The sequence below is a fragment of the Sphingobium sp. TB-6 genome, assembly GCF_012927365.1.
In the GTDB taxonomy this organism is placed as follows: domain Bacteria; phylum Pseudomonadota; class Alphaproteobacteria; order Sphingomonadales; family Sphingomonadaceae; genus Sphingobium.
The window spans coordinates 13,509-31,966 of sequence record NZ_JABBGL010000031.1 but is presented as its reverse complement, the minus strand read 5'-3'; the positions used below and the strand labels follow the sequence as shown (position 1 = coordinate 31,966).

Sequence of the window (18,458 nt, the reverse complement as noted above, 5' to 3'; positions counted from 1 at the left end):
GTCAGTGCCGGCAAGCAGCTGATCGAGAATGTCGTTCGGTATCGAGGGTTCTTTGCGTCGTGACATACCGGGTCTCCTTGTTCCCCATTATGCCTCGTCGCACACGAAATTCCTGACAGTCCCGCGAAAGTGGCCCTTAACCGCGACCCCGCCGCACTGTTCTATTTAATCGAATAATAGGGCATGTTTTATCAGACTGCGCAGCAGTAAGAGACCCCGCTAGACCTCCAATCACACCGGAACGAACCGAGTGAACGAATTTCGATTGGAGACCCGAAATGACCGTCAAAGCGACCCCCACCCCCGGCAAATCCCTGATCTCGCCGACCGACCACACTCTCATCATGATCGACTTCCAGTCGCAGATGGCCTTCGCCACCAAGTCGATCTCGACCGAGCTTCTGCGCAACAACGCCGCGCTGGTCGCCAACGCCGCCGCCGGCTTCAACGTCTCCACCATCCTGACCACGGTCGCCGTCGACAGCTTCTCCGGCCCGATGTTCAGCGAGATCACCGACGCCTTCCCGAACCAACGGCTGCTTGACCGCACGTCGATGAATACCTGGGAAGACTCAGCGGTCATCGACGAAGTGAACCGCATCGGCAAGGAACGCATCATTTTCGCAGGGCTCTGGACCTCGGTCTGCATCGTCGGTCCCGTCGCCTCGGCGATCGACCAGGGCTTCGACGTTTACTTCATCTCTGACGCCTGCGGCGACATCTCCCAAGAAGCCCATGAGCGTGCCGTCGAGCGCATGATCCAACTGGGTGCGAAGCCGATGACCTCGCTCCAGTATCTCCTCGAGTTGCAGCGAGACTGGGCGCGCACGGAGACCTACGACATGACGACCGGTTTCGCGAAGAAGTGGGGCGGCGCCTATGGCCTGGGCATCACCTACGCCAAGACCATGTTCAACGCTTCCGAGGGCGCCCACTAAGCTCTCAACCCTTCGGCGTCCGGGTGCTTCCCTTTCCGCGCCCGGACGCCGTTCCTTCCCAAAATCCCGCATCCAGGATCCCGCCATGACCCGCTTCGTCACCACCGCCGATGGCACGCAAATCTTCTACAAGGACTGGGGCAGCAAGGACGCCCAGCCGATCATGTTCCACCATGGGTGGCCGCTCTCGTCAGACGACTGGGACGCACAGATGCTGTTCTTCCTCTCGAAGGGATATCGCGTGGTCGCCCATGACCGCCGTGGCCACGGCCGCTCGGCTCAGGTCGACGCCGGTCACGACATGGATCATTATGCCGCTGACGCCGCCGCGGTCGCAGAGCATCTCGACCTGCGGGGCGCCATTCATATCGGCCATTCAACCGGCGGCGGCGAAGTCGCAGCCTATGTCGCCCGTTTCGGTATCCCGCAGGGCCGCGTCGCCAAGGCTGTGCTAGTCAGCGCCGTGCCGCCGATCATGCTCAAGACCGAGCGCTATCCGGGTGGCCTGCCCATGGACGTGTTCGACGGTCTGCGCGCCGGCCTCGCCGCTAACCGCGCGCAGTTCTTCCGCGACGTCGCAGCAGGGCCGTTCTACGGCTTCAACCGCGAGGGCGCGAACGTGAAGCCGGCAGTCATCGACAACTGGTGGCGTCAAGGGATGATGGGCTCCGCGCTCGCCCATTATGAAGGCATCAAGGCCTTCTCTGAAACCGACCAAACCGACGATCTGAAGGCAATCATGGTGCCGACGCTGGTCCTGCACGGCGATGACGACCAGGTGGTTCCATACCAGAACGCCGGTGTCCTTCAGGCCGAGATCCTGCCGAACGCCACGCTCAAAATCTATGAAGGCTATTCGCACGGCATGCTGACAGTGAACGCCGACGTGCTGAATGCCGACATTCTCGCCTTCATCCAGGGCTGACCCGGACAACGCTGGAGAACGGACATGAAAGCCTATATCCTCTCCCTCGGCGCCGGCCTGATCGTCGGTATCGTCTACAGTCTGATGGGCGTCCGTTCTCCCGCACCGCCGGTTATAGCGCTCGTCGGGCTGGCGGGCATCTTGCTCGGAGAACAGCTGATCCCGGTCGCCAAGCGCGTCGCCAGCCTTCCTGAACTGACCCGCTTCGTGCGCCAGGACTGCGTAAATCATGTACTGGGCAAACTGCCCTCTCACGGAGAACGCGACGCATGATGACCCGTCGCCAGCTGCTTGCCAGCGCCGCCGCCACAACCGCCCTGACTGCCACCACGGAAAGTTTCGCCATGACCCAGACCGATCTCATCCTCACCAACGCCAAGGTCACGACGCTGGACCGCGAGAATCCGCAGGCGCAGGCGGTAGCAATCCGCGACGGCAGGTTCCTCGCCGTTGGTACCGAGCAGGAAGTGCGGGCCGCCGCCGCGCCCAATGCCCGCCTCGTCGACGCCGGCGGCCGTCGCCTGATCCCCGGTCTCATCGACAGCCACATCCACGTCATCCGCGGCGGTCTGAACTATAATATGGAGCTGCGCTGGGAGGGCGTTCCGACGCTCGCCGAGGCCATGGCCATGCTGAAACGCCAAGCCGAAAATACCCCGCCGCCGCAATGGGTGCGCGTGGTCGGCGGCTTCACTGAGCATCAGTTCGCCGAGAAGCGCCTGCCGACGATCGCGGAGATCAACGCCGCAGCGCCCGATACGCCGGTCTTCATCCTGCACCTCTATGATCGCGCGCTGCTGAACGCCGCCGCGCTGCGGGCGGTGGGCTATATCAAGGATACGCCCAACCCGCCGGGCGGCGAGATCGTCCGCGATGCGCAGGGCAATCCCACGGGTCTGCTGCTGGCCCAACCCAATGCGACGATCCTCTATTCGACGCTGGCGAAGGAGCCCAAGCTACCGCAGGACTATCAGCTCAACAGCACGAAGCATTTCATGCGCGAGCTGAACAGCTTGGGCGTCACCAGCGTCATCGACGCGGGCGGCGGATCGCAGAACTATCCCGACGATTATGAAGTGATCGACAAGCTGCACAAAGATGGCGAACTGACGCTGCGCATCGCCTATAACCTCTTCACGCAGAAGCCGAAGGAAGAGCTGAAGGACTTCGCCAGCTGGTCGATCCAGATCAAACCGGGCGATGGCGACGACAGCTATCGCCACAATGGTGCGGGCGAGATGCTGGTCTATTCGGCCGCCGATTTCGAGGATTTTCGCGTCGCCCGTCCCGACATGCCGCCGGAGATGGAAGGCGACCTGGAGCCGGTGATCCGCCTGCTGGCCGAGCGCCGCTGGCCCTGGCGGCTGCATGCCACCTATGACCAGACAATCGGCCGCGCGCTCGACGTGTTCGAGAAGGTGAACCGGGACATTCCGCTACAAGGTCTGAACTGGTTCTTCGACCATGCCGAGACGATCAGCGAGCGCAATATCGACCGGATCGCCGAGCTGGGCGGCGGTATCGCAGTCCAGCACCGTATGGCCTTCCAGGGCGAATATTTCGTCGAACGCTATGGCGCGAAGGCCGCCGAGGCGACCCCGCCGATCAAGCGCATGATGGATGCGGGCGTGCCTGTGGGCGCCGGAACCGACGCCACCCGCGTCGCCAGCTACAATCCCTGGGTCTCGCTGAGCTGGCTGGTGACGTCCAAGACGGTGGGCGGTCTGACGCTTTATCCGACCCGCAACCGGCTCGATCGCGAAACCGCGCTGCGCCTGTGGACCGAGAAGAACACTTGGTTCTCGAACGAGGTTGGGAAAAAAGGGCAGATCAAGGCTGGCCAGCTGGCCGACCTGGCGCTGCTGTCCGATGATTATTTCAGCGTGGCCGAGAGCGAGATCGCGCATCTGCGCTCGGTGTTGACCGTGCTGGGCGGCAAGATCGTCTATGGCGAGGGCAGCTTCGGCCCGCTCGCGCCCGAAGCGCCCAAGGCAATGCCCGACTGGTCGCCGGTCGCGACTTTCGGCGGACATTGGCGCCGCGATGATACGGCCAAGAAGATGGCGTCGGCATGCGGCTGCGCCTCGTCGTGCAACGTCCACGGCCATGATCATGCGGCGGCGCTTGGCGCCGACGTGCCCGCCGCCGACGTTCAGAGCTTCTGGGGTGTCATGGGCTGCGGCTGCTGGGCCGTTTGAGAGGAGGAGCGCCCCCCGATCGGAGGGCGCTCCGTCTTTGTTCGATAATCTGGAACGCTGCCTCTGATTTTATTCGGATCGTTGGAGCGGTTCTGGCCGCGTAGAACATACTCGCGACCTCATCGGACGGCCGACTTACCCAAACGGAGATACTAAGATGAACCGCATCGTCCTCATGATGGCGACCGCCCTGGTCGCCTGCAGCCCTGTCGCCGCGCTTGCGCAAACCACGGCACCCGCGCAGAACGCGGTGACTGATTTCTCCGTCGGTCCGCAATATGACACTACCCATGTCTATGTCGCGCCGGAGGATTTCGACCGCTTCGTCACCAGCTTCACCGCCACCTTCGGCGGCACCGCGAGCAAGCAGGGCGTCTTCCAGGTAACGCCAACAGACAGCAAAACGAAATCACAGCTTGCGCTGACCCCCTCCGGCACCGTTTCCGTCTTCGGTTTCGTCACCCCGATCCCGGTCCCGTTCGGTGCCGAACGCACTGGCTATCTCGTGACCGACTTCGATGCCGCCGTCGCTTCCGCCATGCGGCATGGCGCGGCGCGTCTTATCACCAGCTTTCCCGATCCCATCGGCCGCGATGTCGTGGTGCAATGGGCGGGCGGCGTGAACATGCAGTTCTACTGGCACACCGCGAAGCCCAACTATCCTGCCCTCGGGACCGTGCCGGAGAACCGCATCTACCTGACCGCTGATGCTGCAGACCAGTTCGTGAAGCAGTGGCGCGGCTTCGCCCATGCGACGGTCACTTCCGACGACAGGGCCGCACCGGGCGCGGAGATCGGCCAGCCAAGCAAGAGCTATCGCCGTATCCGGATGACGTCGGGCTATGGCAAGATGGCCGTGATCGTTTCCGACGGCCAGCTTCCCTGGCCCTATGGCCGCGACATGACGGAATATGAGGTTAGCGATCTGCCGGCGACGCTCGCCAAGGCGACAACAGCAGGCGTCGAGACGCTCGTGCCCGCGCATGCAGAAAGTGATCGCCAGTCTGCGATCGTCCGCTTCCCCGGCGGCTACATCGCCGAGATCCATGCGCTGGTGAAGCCGTGACCGGCGCGGATGAACCCCGCTTCGTCGACGCGATCCTCGACTGGCGCCCCACCTGGTTCCTCGCGCGGCTCGCGCTGGTCGGCGCCTATCTGCTGGGCGGCGTCGTCAAGGCGACCGATTGGCCAGCAGCCGTCGCCGAACAGGCCCATTTCGGCATGAGCCCGCCTGCCTTCTGGGCGGCGCTGACCATCGGCATAGAGATTGTCGGGCCGATCCTGATCTTGACCGGTCGCTTTGTCTGGCTGGGTGCTGGCATGCTGGGCGTCTTCACGCTGCTCGCCGCCTTCACCGCCAATGCCTTCTGGGCGATGCCGGCGGGGCAGGAGCGCTTCATGGCGACCAATGCCTTCTTCGAGCATGTCGGGCTGGTCGGCGGCTTCGTGCTGGTGGCACTCGTTGCCGAACGGGAGCGGCGACGTGCTTAGGAGTCTCATCGCTGCCGGGCTGCTGGCAGGCGCCTTGGCGGCGCCGGCCAGCGCCCAGCAGCGCGAGGCATGGCAGGCCCCCACGCTCAGCATCACACGCTATGACGAGGACTGGTCCGATCTCGCCGATGCGCAGAAACGCGCGCATCACTGGACCGGTCCGCTCAAATATATCCCGCTCGGCGACGACAGTTGGTTGAGCACCGGCATCGAACTGCGCGCCCGCACCGAGAATTATCAGAATAATCTCTGGGGCGGTGCGGGCGTGCCGGATGACAGCTATCTTTGGTTGCGCGCGCTGCCCTATGCCGATCTGCATGTGGGCAAGGTGCGAGCTTTCGTGCAGCCGATCCTGGCCTACGCGCTCGGCGTCTCCCCATCGGCCAGCCCGATAGATCAGACGCGGGTCGATCTGCTCCAGGGGTTCGGCGAGGTCGACCTCGGCCCGGTCACAGTGCGTGCCGGCCGCCAGATGCTGTCGCTCGGCACCGAACGGTTAGTCGGGACGCGCTACGGCCCCAATGTCCCGCTCGCCTTCGATGGCGTGCGGGCAGACGGCACGGTCGGGCGTGCCAGGATCAGCCTGCTGAACATGCGGCCCGTCCAGCCCGGTCCCGGCAGCTTCGACGACGCAACCTCTCAAGACAAGGCGTTATGGGGCGCCTATGTCACGCTCCCGGAGCTGGACCTTTACTACCTCGGCTACCGTAACCGGCTTGCGCGCTTTGGTGGACTGACAGGGCGCGAAATTCGACATAGCATCGGCCTGCGATCAAACGGCGTGCGTGGCAACTGGCATTGGAATGTCGAGGGGGTGGCGCAGTTCGGCCATTTCGAAGGGCAGCGGATCTCGGCATGGACGCTGGGCACGGAGGTCGGCCACAGGTTTGCCGCGCTCACCTTCGCTCCGGACGCGACATTGCGGGTCAATGTCGTCAGCGGCGATGGCAAGGCGGGCGATGGCAAGATCGGCACGTTCAACGCGCTCTTCCCCAAGGGGAAGTATTTCGGCGAGCTTTCGCCGGTCGGTCCGACCAATATCATCAGCGTCAATCCGCGCATCAACGGTACGTTGGGTGGTGGTGTGTCAGTCAGCCTCGCCGGCATGGCGTACTGGCGGTACAGCATTGCGGACGGCGTGTACGACATACCCGGCAATCTGATCCGCGATGCAGGCGGCAGCAAGGCACGCTTCATCGGCAAGGAGGCCGAAGCGACGATCGCCTGGCAGGCGATGCCCGAGTGGGAATTGTCGGCATCCTTGTCCGCCTTCGCACCGGGCGCCTTCATCCGTGAGACCGGTCCTGCCAAGACGATCGCCATGCTGGGCATGGAAAGCAACTTTCGCTTTTGACTTTGCTATTCGATTTTATCGAAAGACAGGATCGATCTTATTCCACTGCATCGATGTGGTGACAGCGGTTAGACGGAGGTCATAGACATTCACGGAGACCGTCATGACCCTCGAAAAGCCCGCCGCATCGCCGCTTCCCTGGCTGTTACTGCTCCTCTCGGTGACGACGGGCCTTGTCGATGCCATATCGGTGCTGGGCCTGGGCAAGGTCTTCACGGCGAACATGACTGGCAACGTCGTCTTCCTCGGTTTCGCTGCCAGCGGCGCGCCGGGATTCAAGATCGCGCCTTATGTCTTTGCCATCGCGTCGTTCATGGTCGGCGCGCTGATTGCCGGCCGCGTCGGCAAGCGCCATGCCCGCTCACCCCTTCGCCGTTGGTTGCTCGTCGCCGCCTCCGCCGAAGCCGTCCTCCTCTGGATCGCTGCGGGCGTCGCAGTCGGGTTCGACATCGCCACGCAAACCCCAGGGTCGAGCGTGTATGTCATCATCGCGCTGACCGGGCTCGCCATGGGCTTCCGCAATGCGACCATCCGCCAGTTGAAGGTTCCCGACCTCACCACGACCGTCCTCACGCTCACCATCACCGGTCTTGCTGCCGATTCCAGCGTCGCTGGCGGTGCCAACCCCAACTGGGCACGCCGCATCGCTAGTGTGGCCGCCATCTTCCTCGGTGCGGCGATCGGCGCCTATCTCGTCACCCATGGCGGGCTGGTTGCCCCGCTCATCCTCGCCGGCGGGCTGATCTTCGCGGGCACGATCGCCTGCATGCTTCACCCGGCCGCCGCCAAGCCCCTCTAATCCTCCAGTGCGCGCTCGATCCTGCGGTCGGGCGCGAGCCAGAACAGCAGCACTGCGACATAGAGAATGATCGCCACCGGCCGAGCGAAGAATGCCGCGGGCACAGCGACGGCGTAGAGGGCAAGGCTGATCTTGCCCTTCCAATCGCGCCCGATGGCCTTCGCCACAGCCGACTGATGGCCATTGCAGGCGATGATCGACCACTCGGTGAGTTCATAGCCAATCGCTGCCATTCCCAGCACGACGCCATAGGACGCCGTCGCCATCGCCGAGAAGCTGCTGGCATCGAACCACCGGATGACGAAAGGCACAAGCGACAGCCAGAACAGCAGGAAGAGGTTCGCCCACAGGACGCGACCGTCAATTCGCTGGGTCGCCTGCATCAGGTGGTGATGGTTATTCCAATACAGGCCGACATTGATGAAGGACAGGACGTAGGCGAGCAGGATCGGCATGCTGTCCGACAGCGCCGCGAGCGTGCCTTCCTGCGGCACCTTCAACTCGAGCACCATGATCGTGATGATGATCGCGACCACGCCATCGGTGAAGGCCTCGAGTCGGCCCGACCGCATGCCGCGCTTCGGCCTGCCTTCGGGATGATCAGACATCACCCATACCCTCCAGTTCCTTGTCGTTCGCACCCAGCGCGACGAACTGATCGAGCAGCCAGGAGGCGGCAGGTCCCGGTGGCGCATCTCTGCGCCACACACCCGCGAAGCGATAGGTTCCCCCAATGTGATCCGGCATCACGAGGCGGACCAAGGTGCCATCGACAAGGTCGGGTTCGATCATCGGCAGCGGCATGTTGCCCCACCCAATTCCCTCGCGCAGCAGCGCATGCTTGGCGCCCAAATCGGCCAGGCGCCAGGTCTTGGGACTCATCACCGAATAATCCTGCCCCTCGGTGAAGCGGGAGCGATCCGTCAGCACTAACTGGGTATGCTCGCGCCCGGCGCCGGGAGGGATGCGTTCCATCCGACCAAGCGGATGATCGGGCGCTGCGACCGGGACCATCGGGACCGAACCGGCGGCAATGCACTCGACGCCCTCGACGCCGGCCGCCAATGGCCCGGAAATCCCGATCGCCGCGCCACGATCCAGTACCATGGCGGTGATTGCGCCCAATGCCTCGACATGCAGGCGAAGCTGAACCGTCGGAAACTCCGTCGCAAAATTGCGCAGGACCTTTCCCAGCCGCTCGGACGGCACCATGACGTCGACCGCCAGGTCGACCTCCGCCTCCAGCCCGTCGAGCAAGCCCTTCACCTTTGCCCGCAGTCCATCAAAGCCATGCGATATGCTGCGCGCCTCGGCGAGCAAGGCGCGGCCCTCCACGGTCAACTGGGGCTTGCGGGTACCCTCCCGATCGAACAGCGTCAGCCCGAGCTGCGTCTCCAGGTTGGCGATGCCATAGCTGATCACCGACACCGCGCGATTGAGTTTGCGCGCGGCAGCAGCGAAGCTGCCAAGATCGACGATGGTGAGAAAAATCCGGATCTGGTCGAATGTCGGTGTGCCGGGTGAGTTCATTGTTCTACTTTCTCGAACGAATGCGCCGACTTTATCTATCTGCATCGAAGTTCTCGCAAGGCCTAAAACAGCTCCAACGACAGCCTGACGCTGTTCGAAAGGAGACATCACATGATCGAAGTTCGCCCCTTCGCAGACCTCGGCGGCGCCAACCACGGCTGGCTCGATGCCAAGCATCACTTCTCTTTCGGCGGGTATCACGATCCCGCGCGCATGAACTGGGGCAACCTGCGTGTCTGGAACGACGACACGATCGCGCCCAAGACCGGCTTTCCGCCGCATCCACACCGCGACATGGAGATCATCACCTATGTTCGCGAAGGCGCCATCACGCATGAGGACAGTCTGGGCAACAAGGGTCGGACCGAAGCTGGCGACGTTCAGGTTATGAGCGCCGGATCCGGCGTGCGCCACTCCGAATATAATCTCGAGGATGTCACCACGAAAATCTTCCAGATCTGGATTGTGCCGACCAGGAACGGCGATGCGCCAAGCTGGGGCGCCCGTCCGTTCCCGAAGGGCGATCGCGCCGGCCATTTCATCACGCTGGCGTCCGGCTACGAGAACGACAATGAGGCCCTGCCGATTCGTACGGACGCTCGCATCGTTGCCGCTTCCCTGAAGGCTGGAGAGAGTGCCGAATATCCGATCGGCAAGGACCGCAAGGCCTATTTGGTTCCCGCTACCGGGGTGATCAAGATCGACGAGGTACAGGTTAACGCCCGTGACGGTGCCGCGATCAAGGATGTCGATGTGATTCGTGTCACTGCGGTGGAGGATAGCGAGATCGTCATGGTCGACGCTGCCTGAGGAAATAAGGGGAGGGCTTACCGGGCCGATTGTGAGCGCTTCGGCTGGGATGCGGCCTGTGATGAAAGCGAACGCCTATGAATATCCTGTGCGCGCTGGAAAGCACCTTGATCCTGATGTCGGCGCCAGACCAGACCGCGTTGATGTGGAAGCTGGCCGGCGTCGAAGCGATCGTCACGGATGCGGAGCGGGAAAGGGCGGCGAGCGACGAGCAACTGCTGATCGAAGTCGCCAAGGTTCTCGCGAACGACAATCAGGATGCCGAGCGACTGCGCGCTTTGCTGAAGCTGTTCGCCGCCTGATAGTGGCCGTCCTCGTTGGGACGGCGTCGAGCTGTCGAGCCCCCACGTGTAAACTCCTGTATTTATCTCACAAGAATTTTATTAAAGTTATGGCTTTATCAAATAGCTTATAATATCAAGTCTCAGCTTGATGGATTGACAAGGATTATAAAGGCAGGACCTTATGAAACCTGCAATTCGAAACCGAGCCCGAGAGCGGCTCGACAGTAAACTGGCCTCGATCAAGCCGATCGAGCGCTTTGCCATGCCCCCCAAAGGATGGGTACGCGCGATCCGCGATGCGATCGGCATGACCGGGGCGCAGCTGGCTCGAAGGCTCGGCATGACGGCGCAAGGCATCGTCAGCCTCGAGCGCTCGGAAGCAAGTGGCAAGATCCAGCTCAACACGCTGCGCCGGGCGGCCGAAGCGATGGACTGTATCCTGGTCTATGCCCTGGTGCCCAAAACGAGCCTTACAGAGATGGTGGACCACCGGGCGCGTGACATTGCCCTGCGGGCGCTGCGGCGCGTCTCTCACTCGATGGCGCTCGAGGATCAGCAGGTCGACCGCGATCTGGAGAAGCGAGTCCAGACCTATATCGACACGGCCCTGCGCGATCGTGACCTTTGGGAGTCGCTGTGACCGATCTGTTCGCGCAGCCCGATGACGCGACACCTCTCGACGCCGAAGAGCGCGAGGGACTGCTGCAGACCTGGATCACGACCCGCGCGGATCTGAACGAAGCCGAACAGGCCAATATTGATGGCGCGGTTGCCTGGACCGAACGACGCCGCGACGCTGACATCCTGACCGAAGGGTTTGTATTCGAGCTGCACAAGCGGATGTTCGGTGACGTCTGGTCGTGGGCGGGTTCGACCCGGAAAACGGGTAAGAATATCGGCATCGATCCTGTGCAGATCCACATTCAGCTTGGGGGTTTGCTGCGAGACGCGCGTTACTGGGTGGACAATGGGTCCTTCCCGCCGGACGAAATCGCGGTCCGGCTGCACCACGGGCTGGTCGCGATCCACCCCTTCCCTAACGGCAACGGCCGACACGCTCGGCTGGTGGCGGATTCGCTCATCGTCCAGCTCGGCGGCGCGCCCTTCAGCTGGGGCGGCGGGACGCTGCGCGACATCGGCACTTTGCAGGCCGAATATATCGCTGCGCTCCGCGCGGCCGACCAGCACGACTTCGCGCCGCTGCTGGCATTTGCGAGAAGCTGATGGCGAGCGTTTCACTCCCGGCCGGCGACGCCAGCTTCCGGCCGCTGCATAGCCATGACATTATAAAATGTCAGATATGACAAACTGAGGTGTAGTGTTTACCAAATATGGAAATTAAAGACAAAGCGCTATGCCTGCTTCGTCGTGAACGAAGGCTGGTTCGTAATGCTTGGCGAGCGCGCCGGTGATGCCTGTCGCGCGGAGTGCGTCGCGCCACGTGGCGGCTATCCGCTGCGCCATGTCGCGGATGAGTGCGCGCGCGTCCGCGTCGGCGATCTCGAAGAATTCCGCAGCTTCGAGCGCTCGCAGGATGGACCGTTCGTGACCGCCGCCTTCGAAGATTGCTGTTTCGAGGTGCGGGTTGCGATCGGGCGCGGGATTGACGTCGAACATGGGGGAGAGGCGCCATTTGTCCGCGCCAACGTAGAGGAAACCGTGGTTCTTGAGATGGTCGTCCTTGTTGGAGACCAGGATGGTGAAGATGAGGCGCCGATAGATTTCGAGGAAGTCTTCGACCGGATTGGGTCCGGCTTGCCGGATGAAGTCGGCGATTTCGGTATAGGAGCCAAGCTCGACTCCGGTTTTGCCAAGGGCCGTGCGCGCGGAGATATAGGGGATGCGGCCCGCACCCTGCCGGTCGAACCGCTTGATGAGAGCGACTGGGAAGGGCGTATCGACGAGTTCGAGGCGGACGTCGGGCACGCGGATGCCGCAGGAAGCGGCGAGGCGGAGCGTTGTGACCTCGACCCGCTCGACGGGCTGCTGGTCGTGGACCGAGGTAAACTTGGCGAGCCAAAGCGTGCCATCGTCGATAACATTGGCTTTCGGGCGGGCACCGCCCGAGCCGCCGGCGCCCGCGAGGGCCTGCATATCGGCCGCGGAGACCTCCTTGCCCTGCTCATAAGCGCGGGCGATGCCTGTAATCGCTTCGAGATCGACAAGGCGCGGGACCGCTTCGGGCGCGCCGCCCTGAATGACCGTGCCCTGATCGTCGACGAAGCGCAGCGCGCCCTGCCGGCAACTGTCGTCGGAAAGAGTGAGATATTCGAATTCCGAAAGGCCCGCGCCATAGGTCCGCTCGAGCAGCGTTCGCCCCCATGTGTCGGGCGCGGCGTCAGCGATGCCGCCGGCAAGCGCGTCGCGGACATTGCCGGACTGGCTCGAGGCATGGAAAGGGCCGCCTTCGAGCGGGAGGTCGGGCTGCAGCGCGAAGGCCGCCGCGCTCGCCGCCCAGGCCGGATCATAGGAAAAGACCGAGAACTGGCGCGGACCCGTGCGGGTGTAGCGCAGCTCTCCGACCTGGATCAGCTTCTCGCCGAGCGCGACCTTCGCGAACCAGTCGGCCATCAGAAGGCGACGCCGTCAGGATTAACCTCGGCCCCGCCGGACGCGGACTTCGTCTCGCCCTTCTTCTTTTGGCGGCGAAGGGTCGAGGCAAAGGTGCGGCCGCGCTGCGGCAGCTTCTCGGCGGCCAGCGCGAGGCCAAGCTCGTCGTGACGGACATCGACAAGATCGGCGAGACGATCGATCAGGCCCAGCGCGACGAGGACATCGGCAAGCGTGCCGATGCCTACGCCCGGATCGCCGCTTTCCAGCCTCACGATCGTGCTCGCCGAGGTGCCCGCGCGCACCGCAAGGTCCGCGCGCGCGATATTGCGGCGCAGGCGCGCTGCGCGCATATCCCGGCCGAGCCTTGCGAGCGCGGATTTCGACTTGGGCGAGCTCATCTCAATTATCCATATATGACCGCTGACACCGCTTAGTGCGTCATATATGATAAATTAAGGTCAATTTCAATCCGAACCCGATGTAACACGTCCAGCATGTGGATCGGCGCCGATGCGTAACCCTGCCTGTGGATCGGCGCCGATGCGTAACCCTGCCCTTGCGCAGCACAACTATCTGAAATAACGTGCGAAATTGAGATAGTGCTGGGGTTCGAACCGGCGCCGATCGGGACCCCGGCGCCGTAGCATTTTTAGTTCACTTTCAGCGGCTTGGCCGAAATCTAAGCGGGTTCCGTCTCCAGGCCGATCCACACATTGGGCATCCCTACGGTCGATGATCGCATTGTTCAGGAAGCGGCTCGGATCGTCCTCGCGCAAATCTATGATCCTGTGTTCTCAAAACATAGCCATGGGTTCCGCACGGGGCGCTCCTGCCATACGGCGCTCGAAGAGAGCCGTAATACCTGGACAGGTATGAAATGGCTGATTGAGGTGGATGTTCGCGGGTTCTTCGACAACATCGACCATGACATCCTGCTCAGGCTTCTCTCGAAACGCATCGATGATCCTCGGTTCATCGGTCTGATCGAAAGGATGCTGAAGGCGGGCGTCATGGACGACTGGACGTTCGAGCGGACCTATAGCGGCACCCCGCAGGGCGGCGTAATCTCGCCCTTGCTGGCCAACATATATCTCCATGAGCTTGATGAGTTCATGGAGGAAATGCGGGTCGGCTTCGATCAGGGAAAAACGCGCAGGGCAAATCCTGCCTATACGCGTCTATCTCGCCAGATCGCCGATTATCGTGCCGAGATCGATGCGCTCCGCGCCGGTGGCGCGGACGATGCCGAGGTCCGTAACCTGTTGAAACGGATCAAGGCAGTCACGAAGGAAAGGCAGGCATGTTCGTCTGTCGATCCGATGGACCCGGACTTCCGGCGCCTGCGCTATTGTCGCTACGCCGACGACTTCCTCGTCGGTGTAATCGGCAGCAAGGCTGATGCAAAAAGGATCAGGGCTGAAATCGAAGCGTTCCTTCATGATCGGCTCAACCTTGAGGTGTCACCGGAAAAGACGCGGGTCAGTGATGCATCGAAGGGATCGCCGTTCCTTGGCTTCCACGTTTGCGCCTTCACGTTGCGGTCTGCCGGATCAATGGCAGGGCGGTCGAAGGTCGGTGGCGGATCACGTCGTGTCCGTCGCCGGCCAACGCGGGGCAATATCAAGCTGTGGGTGCCGAGGTCGCGGGTCTATGGGTTTTGCAGGCGCAAGAAACTCGGCAACCTCGACCTGAGGAATGGCCGGGTACGTCCGCAGTTCCTCGACTCCAGTGTCGCGGAAATGGTCATTGCCTACAACTCGGAGCTACGTGGCCTCGCCAATTATTATGCGATCGCCGATGGCGTGAAAAGCTCGCTCGACGGCCTTGAACTCGTCATGTTCAGGAGCCTGCTGGCGACCATCGCGGCGCGGCAGCGCATAACGCGGGCGCGGGCCATGGCAAATCTGAAATTGGGGACGGACTATGGCGTGAAAACCATGGTTCGGGGTGAACTGAGGGTCCAGATGCTCTGGCGGTTGAAGCACCTGAACGTTCGGCCTTGGCAACAGTCGGTCGTGGATAACACCACGGTCGGCTCACGCCTTGCGCTGAGCACGAACGATATCATCACGCGCCTCAGCGCTCGCGAATGCGAGAGCTGCGGCGATGTCGATGGTCCGTTTGAAGCGCATCATCCCAACAGACTGAAGGACAAGCGGCGCGGCCCGATGACGGCGTGGAAACAATCGGCTCGGCGGCGCGGGACTATCGTCCTGTGTCGCTCATGCCATGTCCACCTCCACGGCGGCCGGTTGACTAGCGGAATGGAGAGCCGTGTGCATTGAAAGGTGCAAGCACGGTTCGGGGGGAGGCGCTGGAACGTCCTCGAAAGAGGCGTTCCGCGCCGACCCTACCGAGACAAGCGAAGTGAAGGCTCGGTGGAGCGAAGCGGAATAGAGCGCGGCCCAGCACGGGGGACGCCCTCGGCACGGCAATTTCCCGAACGGGAATATTCCGTTACCCGCCCCCGGATAGGGCAACATATGCAGTTACAGATATTTCATTTAATGCACTTATTGCGTTTACGGCGGCAAATCACTATGTAGCTATCATCCACCCCGAGCCCAAATGGAGACTGACATGAGCGAGCAAGCGCTTTCCGAGCGGCCGCCTACGGACGATGAGGTCCGCGCGGCCTCCGAAGCCGCACGTCTTCTGGCCAAGGCTCTGACCCCCGACGGCCTCCCTTTCAGCGTGCAGAAGAATGGCGACCAGGTCCAGGTCGAGCTGCCCGCGCCACTGGGACAGCTCATGCTCGACGTGCTGACCCATGTCGGTCGCGGCGAGATGATCACGCTCGTCCCCTATGGGGCGGAACTCACCACGAAGGAGGCCGCCGATCTGCTGAACGTGTCTCGCCCCTTCCTAGTGAAGCTGCTCGACGAAGGGGTGATCGGCCATCACAAGGTCGGCTCCCACCGCAGGATAAGGGCGAGCGAACTGCTGGCCTACAAGGCCAGAAGGGACGAAGAGCGACGCAGCGCGCTGAGCGAGCTGCAGCGTCTCGGCCAGGAGTTTGACGCCGATTGAGCGACATAGCCGACAGATTTGTCGTCGTTCTCGACGCCAACGTCCTTTACCCCTTCCGGGTCAGGGATGCCCTGCTTCGCTTCGCCGAAGCAGGGCTGTTCCGCGCGCGCTGGTCCCCGACCATCATGGACGAGTGGACGCGCAATCTGCTCGACAGGCGGCCGGACATGGAGCCCAGCATTCAATCCCAGGTCGCTGCGATGGAACGCGCCTTTCCTGAAAGCTGCGTCAGCGGCGCGGAAGGGCTCATCCCGGCGCTCAGCTTGCCCGACCCCGATGATCGCCATGTGCTGGCCACGGCCATCCGGACGGACGCCGAGCATATCGTCACTGAAAATCTGAAGGATTTCCCGGACGAAGCACTCGCCCCGTTCGGCATCACCGCCGTGACGCCCGACGATTTCCTGAGCAGCACGTTCGAGCTTTATCCGGGGGACGCGCTGTCCACCCTGCGAACCATGCGGCAAGACTATAGAAACCCACCATTTTCTCCCGGCGAGTTCATCTTCGAACTCCAGCGCAAAGGCCTGCCCAAATTGGCCTCCATGCTGAAGGAGCATATCGATCTCCTGTGATGCCAGGCATTGCGGGTTCAAATGGTACGGCTGAACAAGCCAAGCGAGAGGACGACCTTCCGGTCTAGAAATTCGCCCGATAGGCCGTCGGCTGCAGCCCGACATGGTCGGTCAACGGCGGCTCCAGCTCGAAAGCCTTGGCCGACCCCGCAAAATCATAGATGCGCAGCAGCCTGAAGGCCTCGGGACGCTCCTGCGAGAATGAGAGCTCATTGCTCGACAGATAGAAGGGCGTCCGGGCATGCCCAAGCGTGGTCTTGACCTCCAGCAGCCGTTCGCTGCCATCGAACCCATAGGAACGGATATTCACGACATTCCGAACCCTGCCAGAGGCAACTGGTCCTGTTTGCCGAGAGCGAGCAGTCGCCACTGGCCGCCATCGGCCAAGCGGCGCTATCATGCCGCGCTGATAGTGGCGCAGGAGGAGGGGAGCGTCGATCCCTTGCCCTGCGCGATCATGGAGGCAGGCGACGATGCGGCGGCGCTGGAGGCTTCGCTGATCGAGAATATCGCCCGGCTCGATCCTGACGAGGTGACGCGCTGGGAGACCTTTACCCGGCTGGTGAAGGAAGGCCGGTCACCCGAGAATATTTCGCTGACTTTCGGACTCACTGAGTTGCAGGTGAAGCGGACGCTGGTCCTCTTCAGACCGGGAAACATGCTGTTTGCCAACGCCTCGCCAGGGCGCTCTTTTTGCGCATCACCATGGGGCAAAATCTACCACGCCCGTCTACCACCCGTCTACCACGGAGGCTGAATCCACCCATATCCATTGCTGTTTGAAACTTATCTTGCTGATAGCAATTTCAGTGTCTTATAGATCATTCTTGACATCAGTAGACAAGAATGGACGCTAACTGAAGGCCTTGATCAGGTTGTTCAAGATGGCTTCCGCCGTTGCAGGGCTGGTCGGTTGCACGCGGTCGATTACGTGATTGGAGAGTAGGAAGTCGTTCAGCAGGGGCATTGACAATTTGTCCAAAGAGCCCGCGCCAATGCAATGGCACTTCTTGCTCATCATCATCCCGTTGCAGCATTAGTGTCGCTCTGCTCAATCGATCTTTTGACCATTTGAAGCAAAATCATGAGGGCCAGCAAGGCATTGGTCCAGTGGAGATACGGGATAGGCGTTGACGCTGAGCAAGAGGGTTGATTCAAGGCTGTCTTTTGGAGGCAGATTTGAGCCGGGGCGATCTCACCGAAGCGGGATGGCGCATTCTCAAAGGACTGCTGCCGATGGAGCCTGAGAACCGTGGCCGAGGAAGGCCGCCCGAGCAGAACCGCTCAATCATCAACGGCGTACTCTAGCGGCTCCGGTGCGGTGCTCCGTGGCGCGATGTGCCGCCCAAATACGGCAGTTGGAACACCATCTATCGGCGGTTCCGGCGATGGAGCGAAGCGAGGGTCTGGGAGACAGTGGCGGTGACGCTCGCCGAGATCATGGCGGACAGCGGCCACTACAGCATCGACAGCACCACCGTTCGCGCCCACGTTTCGGCAGCGGGCGGGAAAGGGGGACTCATCGACGCGCTCTTGGCCGCTCGCGGGGCGGGTTTACCAGTAAGCTTCACTGCCTGGCTGATGCCCTCGGAGGGCCGCTCCTCAAAGTTATATCCCGACGCGATGATATAGCGGGTTAGAACAAGGGGATGGGATCGGCCGTAAGATCGACCAAACCTACCTCGCGGCGATGGTAAGGCGCGATATTCTCCCGTATTTTCTCGCTGCCATATCGGCCACCCCCGGAGCTACGCGGGCCACGAAACCGCTAGCACCAAATGACAGCCCCGAAACCTCACCACTATGTTCCGCAGTTCCATCTGGAGACGGTTCGTGGACGAGAAGGATCGTCTCTGGGTGTGGAATAAGCGGGCCGACCGCGTGTTCGCGAAAGCGCCAAGGCGCATTGCAGTTTCTGCGCACGCGTGACACGCGCGAAATCCCTTCAGCCTTGCTCCAGCTGGATCAATA

At 62.2% G+C, this 18,458-nt stretch carries 20 protein-coding genes and 2 pseudogenes; 17 read left to right on the top strand and 5 right to left on the bottom strand.

The window, feature by feature from the left end; genetic code table 11:
* The first annotated feature begins 278 nt into the window (after window positions 1–278).
* The 8 genes from HHL26_RS23085 to HHL26_RS23050 all read left to right on the top strand — a co-directional run bounded on the left by HHL26_RS23085 (window position 279) and on the right by HHL26_RS23050 (window position 7,705).
* Window positions 279–938: an isochorismatase family protein gene (locus tag HHL26_RS23085; RefSeq protein ID WP_066553450.1), complete on the top strand. Its 660-nt coding sequence runs from the start codon at window positions 279–281 to the stop codon at window positions 936–938.
* An 85-nt stretch (window positions 939–1,023) separates the two neighbouring features.
* Complete coding sequence (locus HHL26_RS23080) at window positions 1,024–1,863, top strand: alpha/beta hydrolase (RefSeq protein WP_066553455.1); 840 nt, start codon at window positions 1,024–1,026, stop codon at window positions 1,861–1,863.
* A gap of 24 nt (window positions 1,864–1,887) precedes the next feature.
* Window positions 1,888–2,136: a XapX domain-containing protein gene (locus HHL26_RS23075; RefSeq protein ID WP_066553457.1), complete on the top strand. Its 249-nt coding sequence runs from the start codon at window positions 1,888–1,890 to the stop codon at window positions 2,134–2,136.
* Window positions 2,133–4,061, top strand: a complete 1,929-nt coding sequence (locus HHL26_RS23070) for an amidohydrolase (RefSeq protein WP_169576836.1) — start codon at window positions 2,133–2,135, stop codon at window positions 4,059–4,061. Before HHL26_RS23075 ends, HHL26_RS23070 begins: the two co-directional genes overlap by 4 nt.
* Window positions 4,062–4,218: 157 nt before the next feature.
* Window positions 4,219–5,127 carry a glyoxalase gene (locus HHL26_RS23065; protein ID WP_066553463.1) on the top strand — a complete coding sequence of 303 codons (909 nt, stop codon included), beginning with the start codon at window positions 4,219–4,221 and terminating at the stop codon, window positions 5,125–5,127.
* Window positions 5,124–5,552 carry a DoxX family protein gene (locus HHL26_RS23060; RefSeq protein WP_066553469.1) on the top strand — a complete coding sequence of 143 codons (429 nt, stop codon included), beginning with the start codon at window positions 5,124–5,126 and terminating at the stop codon, window positions 5,550–5,552. Before HHL26_RS23065 ends, HHL26_RS23060 begins: the two co-directional genes overlap by 4 nt.
* Window positions 5,545–6,906: an alginate export family protein gene (locus tag HHL26_RS23055; RefSeq protein WP_066561261.1), complete on the top strand. Its 1,362-nt coding sequence runs from the start codon at window positions 5,545–5,547 to the stop codon at window positions 6,904–6,906. The genes HHL26_RS23060 and HHL26_RS23055 overlap by 8 nt, the downstream gene beginning before the upstream one ends.
* 103 nt (window positions 6,907–7,009) lie before the next feature.
* Entirely contained in the window at window positions 7,010–7,705 is a 696-nt protein-coding gene (locus tag HHL26_RS23050) for a YoaK family protein (protein WP_066553473.1), read from the top strand.
* Here HHL26_RS23050 and HHL26_RS23045 read toward each other — a convergent pair.
* Window positions 7,702–8,313 (bottom strand): TMEM175 family protein, encoded by a 612-nt coding sequence (locus tag HHL26_RS23045; protein WP_240962570.1) that lies wholly within the window; start codon window positions 8,311–8,313, stop codon window positions 7,702–7,704. The two genes, HHL26_RS23050 and HHL26_RS23045, sit on opposite strands and share 4 nt — an antisense overlap.
* Window positions 8,306–9,235 carry a LysR family transcriptional regulator gene (locus tag HHL26_RS23040; protein WP_066553476.1) on the bottom strand — a complete coding sequence of 310 codons (930 nt, stop codon included), beginning with the start codon at window positions 9,233–9,235 and terminating at the stop codon, window positions 8,306–8,308. The genes HHL26_RS23045 and HHL26_RS23040 overlap by 8 nt, the downstream gene beginning before the upstream one ends.
* A gap of 111 nt (window positions 9,236–9,346) precedes the next feature.
* On the opposite strand from HHL26_RS23040, the gene HHL26_RS23035 reads away from it, so the two are divergent.
* From HHL26_RS23035 to HHL26_RS23020, 4 genes are all read left to right on the top strand, one after another.
* Window positions 9,347–10,045: a pirin family protein gene (locus tag HHL26_RS23035; RefSeq protein ID WP_066553479.1), complete on the top strand. Its 699-nt coding sequence runs from the start codon at window positions 9,347–9,349 to the stop codon at window positions 10,043–10,045.
* 77 nt (window positions 10,046–10,122) lie between these two features.
* Window positions 10,123–10,347, top strand: coding sequence for a hypothetical protein (locus HHL26_RS23030; RefSeq protein ID WP_066553482.1), 225 nt, complete (start codon window positions 10,123–10,125; stop codon window positions 10,345–10,347).
* A 163-nt stretch (window positions 10,348–10,510) separates the two neighbouring features.
* Window positions 10,511–10,969 carry a mobile mystery protein A gene (locus tag HHL26_RS23025; RefSeq protein ID WP_066553499.1) on the top strand — a complete coding sequence of 153 codons (459 nt, stop codon included), beginning with the start codon at window positions 10,511–10,513 and terminating at the stop codon, window positions 10,967–10,969.
* Window positions 10,966–11,553, top strand: coding sequence for a mobile mystery protein B (locus tag HHL26_RS23020; protein ID WP_066553502.1), 588 nt, complete (start codon window positions 10,966–10,968; stop codon window positions 11,551–11,553). Before HHL26_RS23025 ends, HHL26_RS23020 begins: the two co-directional genes overlap by 4 nt.
* 114 nt (window positions 11,554–11,667) lie before the next feature.
* On the opposite strand, the gene HHL26_RS23015 is transcribed toward HHL26_RS23020, so the two are convergent.
* On the bottom strand, window positions 11,668–12,900 hold the full coding sequence (locus HHL26_RS23015) for a HipA domain-containing protein (RefSeq protein WP_066553503.1): 1,233 nt from the start codon (window positions 12,898–12,900) through the stop codon (window positions 11,668–11,670).
* A complete protein-coding gene (locus tag HHL26_RS23010; protein ID WP_066553506.1) occupies window positions 12,900–13,280 on the bottom strand; it encodes a helix-turn-helix domain-containing protein in 381 nt (126 codons plus the stop codon). The genes HHL26_RS23015 and HHL26_RS23010 overlap by 1 nt, the downstream gene beginning before the upstream one ends.
* 315 nt (window positions 13,281–13,595) lie before the next feature.
* On the opposite strand from HHL26_RS23010, the gene HHL26_RS23005 reads away from it, so the two are divergent.
* The 3 genes from HHL26_RS23005 to HHL26_RS22995 all read left to right on the top strand — a co-directional run bounded on the left by HHL26_RS23005 (window position 13,596) and on the right by HHL26_RS22995 (window position 16,487).
* Window positions 13,596–15,167: a reverse transcriptase/maturase family protein gene (locus HHL26_RS23005; RefSeq protein ID WP_206377598.1), complete on the top strand. Its 1,572-nt coding sequence runs from the start codon at window positions 13,596–13,598 to the stop codon at window positions 15,165–15,167.
* 295 nt (window positions 15,168–15,462) lie between these two features.
* Window positions 15,463–15,912: a helix-turn-helix domain-containing protein gene (locus tag HHL26_RS24420; protein WP_082748744.1), complete on the top strand. Its 450-nt coding sequence runs from the start codon at window positions 15,463–15,465 to the stop codon at window positions 15,910–15,912.
* Window positions 15,909–16,487 (top strand): PIN domain-containing protein, encoded by a 579-nt coding sequence (locus tag HHL26_RS22995; protein WP_066553427.1) that lies wholly within the window; start codon window positions 15,909–15,911, stop codon window positions 16,485–16,487. Before HHL26_RS24420 ends, HHL26_RS22995 begins: the two co-directional genes overlap by 4 nt.
* 64 nt (window positions 16,488–16,551) lie before the next feature.
* Here the strand turns inward: HHL26_RS22995 and HHL26_RS22990 are convergent, their stop codons facing one another.
* Window positions 16,552–16,797, bottom strand: coding sequence for a DUF3883 domain-containing protein (locus HHL26_RS22990; RefSeq protein ID WP_066553425.1), 246 nt, complete (start codon window positions 16,795–16,797; stop codon window positions 16,552–16,554).
* Window positions 16,798–16,872: 75 nt separating this feature from the next.
* On the opposite strand from HHL26_RS22990, the pseudogene HHL26_RS22985 reads away from it, so the two are divergent.
* Both HHL26_RS22985 and HHL26_RS22980 read left to right on the top strand, forming a co-directional pair.
* Window positions 16,873–17,151, top strand: a pseudogene (locus tag HHL26_RS22985) (chromosome partitioning protein ParB); the annotation flags it as partial.
* A 656-nt stretch (window positions 17,152–17,807) separates the two neighbouring features.
* Window positions 17,808–18,119: pseudogene (locus HHL26_RS22980) on the top strand (transposase); the annotation flags it as partial.
* Between the last annotated feature and the right edge of the window lie 339 nt (window positions 18,120–18,458).